This window comes from Pararobbsia silviterrae (assembly GCF_003628125.1).
In the GTDB taxonomy this organism is placed as follows: Bacteria; Pseudomonadota; Gammaproteobacteria; order Burkholderiales; family Burkholderiaceae; genus Pararobbsia; species Pararobbsia silviterrae.
Genome location: NZ_RBZU01000010.1, coordinates 46,295 through 59,320, shown reverse-complemented (window position 1 = coordinate 59,320; position 13,026 = coordinate 46,295). Strand labels below are relative to the sequence as shown.

At 64.3% G+C, this 13,026-nt stretch carries 12 protein-coding genes; 6 read left to right on the top strand and 6 right to left on the bottom strand.

Annotated features, from left to right (window positions below):
• Nucleotide 1: 1 nt before the first annotated feature.
• The 5 genes from D7S86_RS20070 to D7S86_RS20050 form a co-directional block, all read right to left on the bottom strand.
• Entirely contained in the window at nucleotides 2-307 is a 306-nt protein-coding gene (locus tag D7S86_RS20070) for an RNA-binding protein (RefSeq protein ID WP_121088647.1), read from the bottom strand.
• A gap of 24 nt (nucleotides 308-331) precedes the next feature.
• On the bottom strand, nucleotides 332-1,111 hold the full coding sequence (fabI, locus tag D7S86_RS20065; RefSeq protein ID WP_121088646.1) for an enoyl-ACP reductase FabI: 780 nt from the start codon (nucleotides 1,109-1,111) through the stop codon (nucleotides 332-334).
• 2 nt (nucleotides 1,112-1,113) lie between these two features.
• Nucleotides 1,114-2,292: an acetate/propionate family kinase gene (locus D7S86_RS20060; RefSeq protein ID WP_121088645.1), complete on the bottom strand. Its 1,179-nt coding sequence runs from the start codon at nucleotides 2,290-2,292 to the stop codon at nucleotides 1,114-1,116.
• Between the two features lie 9 nt (nucleotides 2,293-2,301).
• On the bottom strand, nucleotides 2,302-3,282 hold the full coding sequence (locus D7S86_RS20055) for a phosphate acetyltransferase (protein WP_240648308.1): 981 nt from the start codon (nucleotides 3,280-3,282) through the stop codon (nucleotides 2,302-2,304).
• Nucleotides 3,283-3,393: 111 nt separating this feature from the next.
• Entirely contained in the window at nucleotides 3,394-5,784 is a 2,391-nt protein-coding gene (locus D7S86_RS20050; RefSeq protein WP_121088917.1) for a DUF3141 domain-containing protein, read from the bottom strand.
• A 600-nt stretch (nucleotides 5,785-6,384) separates the two neighbouring features.
• On the opposite strand from D7S86_RS20050, the gene D7S86_RS20045 reads away from it, so the two are divergent.
• The 5 genes from D7S86_RS20045 (at nucleotide 6,385) to D7S86_RS20030 (ending at nucleotide 10,441) form a co-directional block, all read left to right on the top strand.
• Entirely contained in the window at nucleotides 6,385-8,643 is a 2,259-nt protein-coding gene (locus D7S86_RS20045; protein WP_121088643.1) for an NADP-dependent isocitrate dehydrogenase, read from the top strand.
• A 52-nt stretch (nucleotides 8,644-8,695) separates the two neighbouring features.
• Nucleotides 8,696-8,869: a hypothetical protein gene (locus D7S86_RS29605; protein ID WP_158602039.1), complete on the top strand. Its 174-nt coding sequence runs from the start codon at nucleotides 8,696-8,698 to the stop codon at nucleotides 8,867-8,869.
• Between the two features lie 28 nt (nucleotides 8,870-8,897).
• Complete coding sequence (locus D7S86_RS20040; protein WP_121088642.1) at nucleotides 8,898-9,131, top strand: FitA-like ribbon-helix-helix domain-containing protein; 234 nt, start codon at nucleotides 8,898-8,900, stop codon at nucleotides 9,129-9,131.
• Nucleotides 9,118-9,543: a type II toxin-antitoxin system VapC family toxin gene (locus D7S86_RS20035; RefSeq protein ID WP_121088641.1), complete on the top strand. Its 426-nt coding sequence runs from the start codon at nucleotides 9,118-9,120 to the stop codon at nucleotides 9,541-9,543. The genes D7S86_RS20040 and D7S86_RS20035 overlap by 14 nt, the downstream gene beginning before the upstream one ends.
• 292 nt (nucleotides 9,544-9,835) lie before the next feature.
• On the top strand, nucleotides 9,836-10,441 hold the full coding sequence (locus D7S86_RS20030) for a DJ-1/PfpI family protein (protein ID WP_121088640.1): 606 nt from the start codon (nucleotides 9,836-9,838) through the stop codon (nucleotides 10,439-10,441).
• Nucleotides 10,442-10,551: 110 nt separating this feature from the next.
• On the opposite strand, the gene D7S86_RS20025 is transcribed toward D7S86_RS20030, so the two are convergent.
• On the bottom strand, nucleotides 10,552-12,237 hold the full coding sequence (locus D7S86_RS20025) for a fibronectin type III domain-containing protein (protein ID WP_121088639.1): 1,686 nt from the start codon (nucleotides 12,235-12,237) through the stop codon (nucleotides 10,552-10,554).
• Nucleotides 12,238-12,497: 260 nt separating this feature from the next.
• On the opposite strand from D7S86_RS20025, the gene D7S86_RS20020 reads away from it, so the two are divergent.
• On the top strand, nucleotides 12,498-12,947 hold the full coding sequence (locus tag D7S86_RS20020; RefSeq protein ID WP_240648307.1) for a hypothetical protein: 450 nt from the start codon (nucleotides 12,498-12,500) through the stop codon (nucleotides 12,945-12,947).
• Nucleotides 12,948-13,026: the final 79 nt, after the last annotated feature.

Below are 13,026 nucleotides of genomic sequence, written 5' to 3'. Positions count from 1 at the left end.
GTCAGGGCGCCGCATCCCCGCGGCGCTCGCGTTCGCGTTGCGCGTCGGCTTCGTTGCTCTCGTCGGTGAACGAGAGCACGTGCACGCTGAGCTTGTGCTCCATCCAGAACATGCCGTTCAGCCGCTGCTCCATCATCTGGAGCGTCAGCAGGTTTGCGTCCTTGACCTCGACGAGCGCGGCGGGATGCACTTCCTGCTCGTCGATGAATTCGACGAGCACGCAGGGGGCGCCCGTGTACTTGAGCACGAGCGCTTCGATGGCGTCGCGTGTCACGCCTGGCGTCAGATTGCCGATCCATAGCTTCATGATGGTGTCCTGTGCTGACGACGTTCAGTCGTTCATGATGCTGAGTCCGCCGTCGACGTAGATCGTGTTGCCCGTCATGCGGCGCGCGTACGGCGTCGCGAGATAGGCGCACGCGAAGCCGACGTCCATGATGTCGACCATTTCGCCGATCGGCGCGCGTGCCGCGGCCTCGTTGAGCAGCAAATCGAAATCCTTGAGGCCCGATGCCGCGCGCGTTTTGAGGGGGCCGGGCGACACCGGGTGTACACGAATGCCGCGCGGGCCGAGTTCATGCGCGAGATAGCGGCACGACGCTTCGAGCGCGGCCTTGACCGGGCCCATGAGGTCATAGTTGGGCACGACGCGCACCGCGCCCAGATAACTCATAGCAAACATCGATCCACCTCGGTCCATCAGCGGCGCCGCCAGACGCGCCATCCGGATGAACGAATGGCACGAGACGTCCATCGCGAGCGCGAAGCCCTCGGCCGAGCTGTTGAGCAAACCGCCTTGCAAGTCGCTCTTCGGCGCGAACGCGATCGAATGAATCAGACCGTCGAGACGGCCCCACGTCGTGCGTATCGCGTCGAACACCGCGTCGAGTTCGCCAGGCTTCGATACATCGAGCGGCAGCAGCATCGCGGCGTTCAGCGCGTCGGCGAGCGGCTCGACGTAGGTCCGGGCCTTGTCGTTCAAGTAGGTGATCGCGAGATCCGCGCCGAGCTCGCGAAATGCCCGCGCGCATCCGTATGCGATCGAGTGCTCGTTCGCGATGCCGGTGATCAGCACCTGGTGTCCCGCGAGCGGCTGGTTCGGGCGATCCATGATCAAAGCTCCAGGCGATCGAGCGTGTGCTGCGCGATCATGCGTTCTTCGTTTGTCGGAATGACCCAGACATCGATCGCGCTGTCGGCGGCGCTGATGCGCGGACCGTGCTTCGCGTTCGCATCGGGATCGAGCTTGACGCCGAGCCACGCCGAACGCTCGCAGACGCGTGCGCGCACGGGCGCCGCGTTCTCGCCGATGCCGGCCGTGAAGACGATCGCATCGAGCCCGCCGAGCGCGGCCGCGAGCGAACCGAGTTCGCGCGCGATCCGATAACAGAACAGATCGACCGCCTCGGCCGCCGACGGCGCATCGCTTGCGAGCAATGTGCGCATGTCGCTCGAAATGCCCGAGACGCCGAGCAGGCCCGAACGTTTGTAGAGCAGGTCCGCGATCGCGCGCGTATCCATCTTCGCTTCGTCGATCATCCAGAGAATCACGCCGGGGTCGAGGCTGCCCGAGCGCGTGCCCATCGGAATGCCCTCGACGGCCGTGAATCCCATCGAACTCGCGACACTCTTGCCGTCGGCCATCGCCGTCATGCTCGCGCCATTGCCCAGATGCAGCGCGACGGTCTTTCCGCTCGCGGCCCGGCTGTCGTAGTCGGGCAGCACGCGCGCAATGTATTCGTACGAGAGCCCGTGAAAGCCGTAACGCCGGACGCCGCGGCGCGTGATATCGGGCGGCAGCGCGTAGTGCGTCGTCAGCGGCGACTGGGTCGCATGGAATGCGGTGTCGAAACACGCGATCTGCGGCAAGTCCGGATGCGCCTCGGCGATCGCCTTGATCGCCGCGAGATTGTGCGGTTGGTGCAGCGGCGCAAGCGGAATCAGTGCCGCGAGCCGTTCGACGACTTCCGCGTTCACGCGCACGGGTTCGCGATAGGCATCGCCGCCGTGCACGATCCGATGCCCGACCGCGAGCAAAGTCGCGCCGCCGCCGTGCGCGCGGAGCCAGTCGAGCAGAAAGGCGATGGCCTTGTCGTGGCCGAGCCGTTCGCCGTCGGGCCAGCGTTTATCGTCGATGCGTTCGCCCGAATGCCGCTTGACCTCGAAATGCGGGCGCGAATAGAGCTCCTCGATCAGGCCGTGCGCGATCGGTTCGAGCGAGCGAGAGACGACGGAGAACGCCGAGAACTTGATGCTCGACGAACCCGAGTTGATCACGAGAATGGCGTTCATGGGGCGATCTCAGATCGGCGCGGGTTGCGCGACCGCTTCGGGGGCCGCGCGCTTGACCGCATCGGCGGCCGGCGTGCGCCGCGCAAGCGCGACGAGCGCGGCGACCGCGCACGACGCGAGGCGCGCGATGACCGAATCGGCACGGCTCGTCAGGATCACGGGCACGCGCGTGCCGAGCACGATGCCCGCGGCGTCGGCGCCCGCAAGAAACGAGAGACTTTTCGCGAGCACGTTGCCGGCTTCGAGATCGGGCACGACGAGCACGTTCGCGCGGCCGGCGACGTCCGACACGATGTGCTTGATTCGCGCGGCTTCCTCGTTGATCGCGTTGTCGAGCGCAAGCGGCCCGTCGAGCACGCCGCCCGTGATCTGACCGCGATCGGCCATCTTGCATAGCGCGGCGGCGTCGACGGTCGACGGCACCTTCGCGTTGACCGTCTCCATCGCCGACAGGATCGCGACGCGCACGTGCGCGAAGCTCAGCGCGTGCGCGAGGTCGATCGCGTTTTGCACGATGTCGCGTTTGTCGTCGAGCGTCGGCGAGATATTGATCGCCGCGTCGGTGATGATCAGCGGCTCCGCGTGGCCCGGGACATCCATGATGAAACAGTGGCTGACACGGCGCTCGGTGCGCAGGCCCGTATCGCGCGCGACCACTTCACCCATGAGTTCGTCCGTGTGAAGTGAGCCCTTCATGACGGCTTCGGCCTTGCCTTCGTGCACGAGCCGGACCGCCGTCGCGGCCGACGCGTGACTGTGCGGCGCATCGACGATCGGCAGATCGCCGAGATCGATCGATTCCTGGGCGGCGACAAGGCGGATCTTCGCGGCGGGGCCGACGAGGATCGGGGCGATCAGCTTGAGCCGCGCGGCCTCGACGACGGCTTCGAGCGAATCGCGATCGCACGGGTGCGCGACGGCGACCGGCGTCGCGGGCAGTGTGGCCGCGTAGGCGATCAACTTTTTGTACTTCTCACGCGTGTGTTCCATGTGACGTAGAGGCTCCGTGGATGGCGCGATGCGCGTCTCGGTTCGGGGGCGTTCGCGCGCGTCGGGTGAGGCGTAGGTGTCCTTGATGAGGCGTCCCTTGTGACAGGTGTCTTATGACGCGTCCGCGTCCTTCTCCTCGTCCGCGCGCTTGACGGCCTTCGGCTTGCGTTTGGCCGCGGTTTCGAAGATCTCGAGCACGCGCGCGAGGTCGGCGCGCTCGTGCGCGTCGAGTTCGAGCGTCGTGCCAAGCCGGTCGATGCTGCGCGCGACGTGTCGGATCGCATCGTGCGGCTCGTTTTCAAGCAGCCGCGGGAGCGCGGCGATCGCCGCGTCGGCGTCGAGACGCAGCAAGGCCGCCTGCTCGCGCACGATGGATTTGAACGACAGGATGCCGCGGTCGGAAATCTCGGCGAGCAATTCGCGCGCGAGATTGAAACGCCGTTCGTCGGTCTCGCCGCGTTCGCGGCGGATGAACAGCATCGCGCGCACGCATGCATGCGCGAGACCGCCCTGTGTCATCTCCGCGTGCAGCACGCGGTCGTCGTGCCGGACCGATGCGGCGCGCGCGGCGGCACCCGTGTCGGGCGCGGCGTGCGACGGTGCCGCGGTGCCCGCGAGCGCCTGGAGCCACGGCTGGCCGTAGATGAATTCGAACGTGCTTTCGTAGGCCGCGTCGCGTGCGTCGCGATAGGCGTCGAGCGCGTTGACGATCGCGTCGGACATCGCATGCTCGAGCGAGACGAACGGATTGTCGTCGTCGACGCGCATGCGTTTCTCGCGAACCTGTTCGGCGAGTTGCGCGACGCCGCGCGCGACGGGGTTCAGATCGGACCACGTCTCGTACTGCACGCGCAACGGATGCACGAGACTCGCGGCGCTCGCGGACCACGGTGTCGTGAACGCACGGACCCATGGCTGCACGAAGCCGCGATAGAGCGCGAGATTGAGCGCCGACACGCGCGCGGCCGTCGCGAACCGGCGATCGCTCTCGGGATCGGGGCTCACGATCGCGCGCACGTCGTCGATGCCGCGCCGCGTGATCGAGAGCACGTGATCGCCCTGCACGAGTTCGGCATGCTCGGTCGCTTCGGTCTTCGGACCGATATGCGCTTCGTAGAGACCCGCGGGCAGCATGTCGATCAGATCGATGTTGCTGACGAATTCGCGGTGCTCCTTGCGTCCCGTGCTGCTCGATACAAAGATGCCGAGGTGGCCGATGCTGTCGTGCGTCGCATAGACGATCGTGCGGTCGCTGTCGAGGATCGCGTCGTCGTCGGCGTAGAGGTCCGTGATCCAGCCGAGCGCTTGCGGCGGCGGCGTGATGTTGTCGCCGTACGAGCAGAACACGACGATCGGCGAAACGATCTTGCGCAGATCGAGACGGGTGCCGTCCGAGAGCACGAGTGCGTTCGAGGTCAGTTTGTTGCCGACGAACAGGTTGTCGGCGATGTACTGCATCTCGACGCCGTTCAGATAGACGTGGCCGCCCCAGTATTTCTCGAAGCCCAGATAGCGCGGCGCTTCGGTATCGACATTCGCGTAGAGCGTGTATTGCTTCTGCCAGAGCGTGTTCGCGGGGTTCAGGTTCTCGAAGTTCTGCACGAGCCACGCGCCGTCGAATCGTCCGTCGCCGAGGTCGCTCGTCAGGGCGGTCAGCCAGGTGCCGCCGAGCAGGCCGCCCGTATAGCGCATCGGGTTCATGCCGCGCCAGCCGGCCCAGTACGAGACGGGCGCGCCCGCGACGATGATCGGCCCGAACAGATCGGGACGCATCGCGGCGGTCATGAGGACTTGCCAGCCGGCCTGGCAGTTGCCGATGACGGCCGGCCGCGCGGGGCTCGCCGGATGCAGTTCGATGACCTTTTCCATAAAGGCCGCCTCGGCGCGCATGACGTCTTCGACGGTTTGTCCGGGCACGGGGTCCGGCAGGAAGCCGACGAAATAGCACGGATGCCCCGCGCGCAGCGCGGCGCCGATTTCGCTGTCGCGCTTGAAGCCGCCGATGCCCGGGCCATGGCCCGCGCGCGGATCGAACACGACGAACGGCCGCAGTCTGCCGGGGTCGTTCGTCGGGGCTGGGTCGACCGGTAGGTCCGCCGGCGCGACGATGCGCACGAGGCCGTAATTGACGGGGCGCGGCAGCGTGCGTCCGTCGAGCACGAGCTCGACTTCGAAGTCGAGTACGTTCGGCACGCGCTCGGCGAGGTGTTCGCGGTATTGATTGCCGCGTTCGCGCATGACGTCCGCGTAGAGCACGCGGCGCTGCCACGCGTCGATCGCATAGGCGGCCGCCGCGCCGCCCCAGGTCTGGAGCGCTTCGCCCCATGGCGTGAGCGCCGGCAGCGCATGCGACGAGGGCCACTCGGGCAGCGTGCCGAGCGCGGCCGGCGTGGGCCACGTCGCGGTCGTTGCCGGATCGGCGGTGAGCGGAGCGTGCGTGGACGCGGGCGCTTCGGGCGTCGGGTTCGCGAATGCGGAAACGGATGGACCAGAGGCTTGCATGGGCGTATCGAACTCCGTCAAAGGTCGATCACAGACTGGCGTATCGGCGCTGTGCGCTTGGAAGCGTCGCAGCGAAACATCGTCGCGCAACTGCGCTCAGGGTGCAGTCCGCGGATGGCAATCCGATGACGCGTCACCGGCCGGGAAGGCATCCGGCCACGCCTGGGCATGGTCTGCGCGTGATCGGTTCGCGGCTTCCGACGCACGACATCGCGGCGATTTGTTTATGTTGCAATGCGGTATTGCCTGGTCCCAGTGTAGGGCGGACGCATGACGTGGGCAATCGCGCGGGTCAGGTTCGTTTTGAGCGATATCAAAGGACCTGCGAATATTTGTCGAATATTCACAATTTCGGGCCAATATCGACGCACACGGCGCGTATGTCGGCGAATTCGGTACATTTGATGCCGCTTTCGCCCGAATACGCCCCAAATCGGCGCGGCCGATCCTCGAAAGGGCTTGAAATCCCGGGCAGAAACCGGTTCGACGGGGGGCCTGCCGCCCGTTTGGCCGCCGAATCAGGCAAAATTGCGTCTTCGTACCGCAGCACATTACGCTGCCGTCGATTTCCCTTTGCGTTTTCCGATCTTGAGAGAAGCAATGAGCACCCAGCAGCCGACGATCATCTACACCCTCACGGACGAAGCACCGCTTCTTGCGACGCGCTCCTTCCTCCCCATCATCCAGGCGTTCACGGCGCCCGCAGGCATCAGCGTCGAGACGAGCGACATTTCGGTGGCCGGCCGTATTCTGGGTGAATTTCCCGAGTTTCTGGCCGAAGAACAACGCGTGCCCGACAACCTCGCCGAGCTGGGCGAACTCACGCAAAGCCCCGACGCGAACATCATCAAGCTGCCGAACATCAGCGCCTCGGTGCCGCAGCTCGTGGCCGCGATCAAGGAACTGCAGGGCAAGGGCTATGCGCTGCCCGACTATCCCGAAGATCCGAAGACCGACGAAGAAAAGTCGATTCGCCAGCGGTACTCGAAGTGTCTCGGCTCCGCCGTGAACCCCGTGCTGCGCGAAGGCAATTCGGACCGTCGCGCGCCGGCCGCCGTCAAGAACTATGCGAAGAAGCATCCGCACAGCATGGGCGAGTGGAGCATGGCCTCGCGCACGCACGTCGCGCATATGAAGCACGGCGACTTCTATCACGGCGAAAAGTCGATGACGCTCGATCGCGCGCGCGACGTCAAGATGGAACTGCTGACGAAGAAGGGCGAGACGATCGTTCTCAAGCCGAAGGTCGCGCTGCAGGACGGCGAGATCATCGACAGCATGTTCATGAGCAAGAAGGCGCTCTGCGACTTCTATGAAGAGCAGATGGAAGACGCGCGCAAGACGGGCGTCATGCTTTCGCTGCACGTGAAGGCAACGATGATGAAGGTCTCGCACCCGATCGTGTTCGGTCACGCGGTCAAGATCTTCTACAAGGACGCGTTCGCGAAGCACAACAAGGTCTTCGAAGAACTCGGCGTGAACGTCAACAACGGTCTCGTCGATCTGTACACGAAGATCGAAGCGCTGCCGAGCTCGAAGAAGGAAGAGATCATCCGCGATCTGCACGCATGCCATGAGCATCGTCCCGAACTCGCGATGGTCGACTCGGCGAAGGGCATCTCGAACTTGCACGCGCCGAACGACGTGATCGTCGATGCGTCGATGCCCGCGATGATCCGCATCGGCGGCAAGATGTGGGGCGCCGACGGCCGTCCGAAGGATACGAAGTGCCTGATCCCCGAAAGCACGTTTGCGCGGATCTATCAGGAGATCATCAACTTCTGCAAGACGAACGGCGCATTCGACCCGCGCACGATGGGCACGGTGCCGAACGTCGGCCTCATGGCGCAGAAGGCCGAGGAATACGGTTCGCACGACAAGACGTTCGAGATCGCGCAGGACGGCGAAGCGCGCATCGTCGACCTCAAGACGGGCGAAGTGCTGCTGACGCAGAACGTCGAGCAGGGCGACATCTGGCGCATGTGCCAGGTCAAGGACGCGCCGATTCGCGACTGGGTCAAGCTCGCGGTCACGCGCGCGCGCAACTCGGGCATGCCGGCCGTGTTCTGGCTCGACCCGTATCGTCCGCATGAAGCCGAACTGATCAAGAAGGTCGAGACCTACCTCAAGGATTACGACACGAAGGGTCTCGACATCCAGATCATGTCGCAGGTCCGCGCGATGCGTTACTCGCTCGAGCGCGTGATTCGCGGCCTCGACACGATCTCGGTCACGGGCAACATCCTGCGCGACTATCTGACCGACCTGTTCCCGATCATGGAACTCGGCACGAGCGCGAAGATGCTGTCGATCGTTCCGCTGATGGCCGGCGGCGGCATGTATGAAACGGGTGCGGGCGGTTCGGCGCCGAAGCACGTCAAGCAGCTCGTCGAGGAGAACCATCTGCGTTGGGATTCGCTCGGCGAATTCCTCGCGCTCGCGGTGTCGCTCGAGGATCTCGGCCTCAAGTCGGGCAACGCGAAGGCGAAGGTGCTCTCGAAGACGCTCGATGCGGCCACGGGCAAGCTGCTCGAGAACAACAAGAACCCGTCGCCGAAGGTCGGCGAGCTCGACAACCGCGGCAGCCAGTTCTATCTCGCGCTGTACTGGGCGCAGGAACTCGCCGCGCAGACCGACGACGCGGAACTCGCGAAGATCGCAACGCCGCTGGCCAAGCAACTGACCGACAACGAGAAGACGATTCTCGGCGAACTCGGCGACGTGCAAGGCAAGCCGGTCGAAATCGGCGGTTACTACAAGCCGGACTTCGACAAGCTCGACGCGATCATGCGTCCGAGCAAGACGTTCAACGCGGCGATCGCGAGCGTGACGGCGAATCTGGCGGCAGTGAGCGCCTGATCGCGTCATCTCGCGATCGTGTGATGCGCGGCGCGTTGGCGTCGCGCATCACATGAACGGCATCGACGATGCGGTACCCGAAGCGGCCTTGACGGCCGCTTTTTTGTTTTTGGCGGTGGCCTTTCCGATGACCATGGCAGCCCTATTCAACATTGCGTCTCGTGTTGCGCCGGCCACTCTATGCAAGTTCGATCTCCAGTGCCGTTTTTACGGATGCTATCATTGATAGCATCGCCTGATGCCGGAGATCCTTCATGGCCACATTGATTGTGAGAAACGTCGACGAACACGTCGTACAAGCGCTGCGCGAGCTGGCGGCGTCACATGGGCGCAGCGCCGAATCGGAACACCGTGAAATCCTCTCGAGCGCGCTGTTACAACCGCGTCGCAAGACGTTCGTCGAAGCGCTGATGGACATTCCCGATGTCGGTGAGGATTCGGACTTCGAGCGCATCCCGAGCGACGAGGCCCCGCGTGTATTTGATTGATACCAACGTCATCAGCGAAATTCGAAAGGGCGCGCGCGCCGATCAGGGCGTTCGGGCGTTCTTCGAGCATGCGAAGGCGCACGGCGAGGCCATGTATCTGTCGGTCGTCACGGTTGGGGAGCTGCGACGCGGCATCGAAGGGCTTCGTCATCGAGGCGACGCGGCACAAGCGCAGCGGCTTGATACATGGCTGACCGCCGTGCTCGTCGACTACACGCGCAATGTGTTGCCGATCGATGAAACCGTCGGGCAGCTCTGGGGCCGGTTGCGTGCACCTCATCCGGAGCATGCGCTCGACAAGATGATTGCGGCCACGGCGCTCGCGTATGGTCTGACGGTCGTCACACGCAACGTCGATGATTTCGGGCGTACCGGTGTGCGCGTGATGAATCCATTTGCGCTGACGCATTGACGGGTCGTCGGTTGCGGCCTTGTCGCGTCCCTTTTGTGCCGTGCGCTCCGGTCAAGAATCGTGTCATGGATGGCCGAGTCGCGCGGAATCGCGCTACGTCGCAGCGTATCGCGTCCTGCGCGCAAAACATCGCGAATCCATGCGTCGTCACCTAAGCTAGATCGAGGGCATGCATCGAACACGACTGCGCCGCGCGACAAGCGGCGTGCGTGCCCCGCGGCGAGGCTGCCGGACCGTGCTCATAGGCCGCGTTCCTGGACCTCGCTCATTCGATCTATCTCAGGAGAACACGATGGCAGGCAAAAGGATTTTGTTTCTGACCGGCGATTTTGCTGAAGATTACGAAACGATGGTGCCGTTCCAGGCCTTGCAGATGGTCGGCCACACTGTCGATGCGGTGTGTCCGGGCAAGAAGAAGGGCGACAAGGTCAAGACGGCCATTCACGATTTCGAAGGCGATCAGACCTATACCGAGAAGCCCGGTCACCAGTTCGCGCTCAACGCGAGTTTCGACGAGATCCAGGCCGCGAACTACGACGCGCTTGCGATCGCGGGCGGCCGCGCACCCGAATATCTGCGGCTGAATCCGAAGGTCATCGAGCTCGTCAAACATTTCGCGTCGGCCGACAAACCGATTGCGGCGATTTGCCACGCCGCGCAATTGCTCGCCGCCGCCGATGTGATCCGGGGCAAACGGATTTCCGCCTATCCCGCTTGCGCGCCCGAGGTCAAGCTCGCCGGCGGCCAATACGCGGATATCGCGGTCGACGCCGCGGTGACCGACGGCAATTTCGTGACCGCGCCCGCATGGCCCGCGCATCCCGCATGGCTTGCGCAATTTCTTGCCGTGCTCGGTACGGAAATCACGCACGGCGCGCCCGCGTTAAGCGCTCACTGAGCGAGCGAGTGCGTTTGACGCGCGGGCCGTCCGACGAGGCGGCCCGCGCATGCCGAAGCGTCCGGCGCGTATTCAACGCTTGCGCATAAAGCCCCGGCATCGATACGCGATCAACACCGCCGCGTTTTCTCGAGCACGATGGTTTCGAACAACACGTACTCGGCGGTCGGTGTCGTGTCCGCGCCGGGGGCGTGATAGTAGTTCATCGTGATCGTCGTCTTGCCGCGCGACTGTCCGGGATCGACGTCGAAGACGGCAATGCCGTATCCCGTTCCCGTATCGCGCTGCGCGGACCAGATCGCATCTTCGAGCGCGTCGGCGGCGTTGCGCACATACGTGTTGGCCGTCGTGCCGAGTACGGGCCGATTCGGCTTCGTGAAGACCTTCGCCTGCGGCAGGCCGTCGCCCGCATCGACGCCGTAGACATCGAGCGGCGCATCCGTTCCGCCGCCGCCGAGAATCAGATGGATCGTGCCTTGGCTCGTATCGTAGGTGTTGTTCGACGGATGCGAGGTCGTGACGGGACGCGGCTGCAGCGTGTCGACGGGCTGCCCGGTCGTGGCATCGACCCCCGTGTTGTGATTGCAGCCGCGCACCGGATGGCTGCGCTCATAGTCGTGGTCGTGTCCGCAGACGACGAGATCGACGCCATAGCGATCGAACAGCGGGAGCCACGCTTCGCGAATGCCTTTGTCGGACCCGTTGCCGGTCTTCGACGACGTCAGCGCGTCCTGGTGCATCTGCACGATGATCCAGTCGACGCTGTCGTCGCCGGATGCGCCGCGCAGCGTCTGTTCGAGCCAGCGTGTCTGTTCGCCGTTGCTGTATCCGCGCACATAGAGCGACGTGCCGGGTTCGATCGGAGCGTTGCCGGTCGATGCGGCCGGAACAAGAGCGCTCGGTCCCGCGACGAAAGCGGCGCCGTCCTGATAGATGACGTCGTCGGCATCGAGCGACACGAACTGGACCGATCCGACGCGGAACGTGTACCAGCGGCCCGGATAGGCCGTGCCGTTATCGGGCAGCGTATAGCGCGTCAGATAGGAATTCAGGCCTTGCGGGCCGTTGTGGAATTCGAGTTCATGATTGCCCGGGCAGGGCATCCATGCGCGATTCGCGGCTGAAGTCTGGCAGTTGTTGCCGAAGTCGCGCCAGACTTCGGGCTGCGTCGTCGGATTCAGATTCGCGTAGCAGAGGTCGCCGTTGAGCAAATGAAACAGCGGCTGAAACCTTTCGACAGCGGCGACCGCGAATTTGCTTTGCGGCGAAGACAGTACCCAATTCGTGTTCGGCGTCGCGAGATCGCCATAGCTCGTGAAACGAAATGCGACATCGCCGCGCGGGGCGGTCGTGAACGTCGCCGAGAACGGCTGCCCCGCGTTGCTGTCGTTATCGGCCGTGACCTCATAGGTGTACGTCGTGCCGGGCTGAAGCCCGCTGAGCCGCGCGTGATAGGTGCAGACGATTTCGCCGTTGATGCCGTCGGTATACGTCCGCTGGATCGCGTGAAGCGTGGTTTTCCGTTCGTGTCCGCTCGCGATCAGGACGCGCGGGTTCACGGCTTGCGCGAGCGAGGCCCACGAAATGACCATCTCCGTTCGCGGATCGTTGCCGAAGGTCAGATGAATTTGTTCCGGTGTGCCGTCGGGTGTCGCGGCGCGCGCCTTGTTCGCACCCGCGAGCGTGCCTGTGGCCGTCGCGAGTCCGGATGCGCCCGCGAGCTTCAGAAAGTCGCGGCGTGTGACCGAGGCGCCTTGCTCGGTCGGGAGGTCGTTGGGAGTGTGCGTATTCGACATATCGTGTGTTCTCGTCCTGGGGGGAAACAGGGGGAATGACATGTACAGACAGCATCGGAGAAAGCGCCGGAACGATACGAACCTGCCGATGCATCGGCGATCCGGCACGTCGAATTTTTCGCAAGCGTGTGACCCGGCGATGACATCGCAAGGTTTGTTTCAGTTTCGCGCACAGATACCGAGGCGCACGCGCGTCGCTGCGCGAAGGGCGTTGCGTTGCACGCAAACGTCTGACGCGCTCGCTTAGAATGAGCGACCCGATGGCAGCTCATGGCGAGGTCAGTGTGGCGGACGAATGGCAATACCAGGTCAGATTCACCGCGTCGGACGCGCTCGCGTCGGCATTGCGCGAAAGCGACGTGCACGTCGCCTATGCGGCGCTCGACGCGGTGCTGCGCGCGCACCGTGCGTCGATCCGGTGTCAGTACGATGCGTTTGCCGACTATGTGGACGAGGCGGAGCGCCTCGGCACCGATCGCTATCCCCTCTACGCGTGGACGCGCGCGACGATCGACAATCCCGAGAAAAAGCGCAAGTATCTGGCCGCGTTCACGGTCTATGTCGACGGTGACGAGGTCTATGACGCGCCGGTTGCGCAATCGCTGCACGCGGCGCTTCGTGCGTTGTCCGACGAGGCGCGCATCGCGAACGTCGTGTTGCTCGATACGAATCCCGCGAACAATCCGCAGCCGCCCGCGCGTGCCGCTTAAAGGCTGCACGCGCAGGTGCCGTGTGCGGTGAGGATGGTTCGAAACATCGCTCGACGCCTGCCGAGCGCCGACGACGCGT

What these genes read in the sequence shown, in the direction of transcription:
- D7S86_RS20070 (WP_121088647.1), bottom strand. Translation starts at nt 307, where the DNA reads ATGAAGCTATGGATCGGCAATCTGACGCCAGGCGTGACACGCGACGCC.
- fabI (WP_121088646.1), bottom strand. Translation starts at nt 1,111, where the DNA reads ATGGATCGCCCGAACCAGCCGCTCGCGGGACACCAGGTGCTGATCACC.
- D7S86_RS20060 (WP_121088645.1), bottom strand. Translation starts at nt 2,292, where the DNA reads ATGAACGCCATTCTCGTGATCAACTCGGGTTCGTCGAGCATCAAGTTC.
- D7S86_RS20055 (WP_240648308.1), bottom strand. Translation starts at nt 3,282, where the DNA reads ATGGAACACACGCGTGAGAAGTACAAAAAGTTGATCGCCTACGCGGCC.
- D7S86_RS20050 (WP_121088917.1), bottom strand. Translation starts at nt 5,784, where the DNA reads ATGCAAGCCTCTGGTCCATCCGTTTCCGCATTCGCGAACCCGACGCCC.
- D7S86_RS20045 (WP_121088643.1), top strand. Translation starts at nt 6,385, where the DNA reads ATGAGCACCCAGCAGCCGACGATCATCTACACCCTCACGGACGAAGCA.
- D7S86_RS29605 (WP_158602039.1), top strand. Translation starts at nt 8,696, where the DNA reads ATGAACGGCATCGACGATGCGGTACCCGAAGCGGCCTTGACGGCCGCT.
- D7S86_RS20040 (WP_121088642.1), top strand. Translation starts at nt 8,898, where the DNA reads ATGGCCACATTGATTGTGAGAAACGTCGACGAACACGTCGTACAAGCG.
- D7S86_RS20030 (WP_121088640.1), top strand. Translation starts at nt 9,836, where the DNA reads ATGGCAGGCAAAAGGATTTTGTTTCTGACCGGCGATTTTGCTGAAGAT.
- D7S86_RS20025 (WP_121088639.1), bottom strand. Translation starts at nt 12,237, where the DNA reads ATGTCGAATACGCACACTCCCAACGACCTCCCGACCGAGCAAGGCGCC.
- D7S86_RS20020 (WP_240648307.1), top strand. Translation starts at nt 12,498, where the DNA reads ATGGCAGCTCATGGCGAGGTCAGTGTGGCGGACGAATGGCAATACCAG.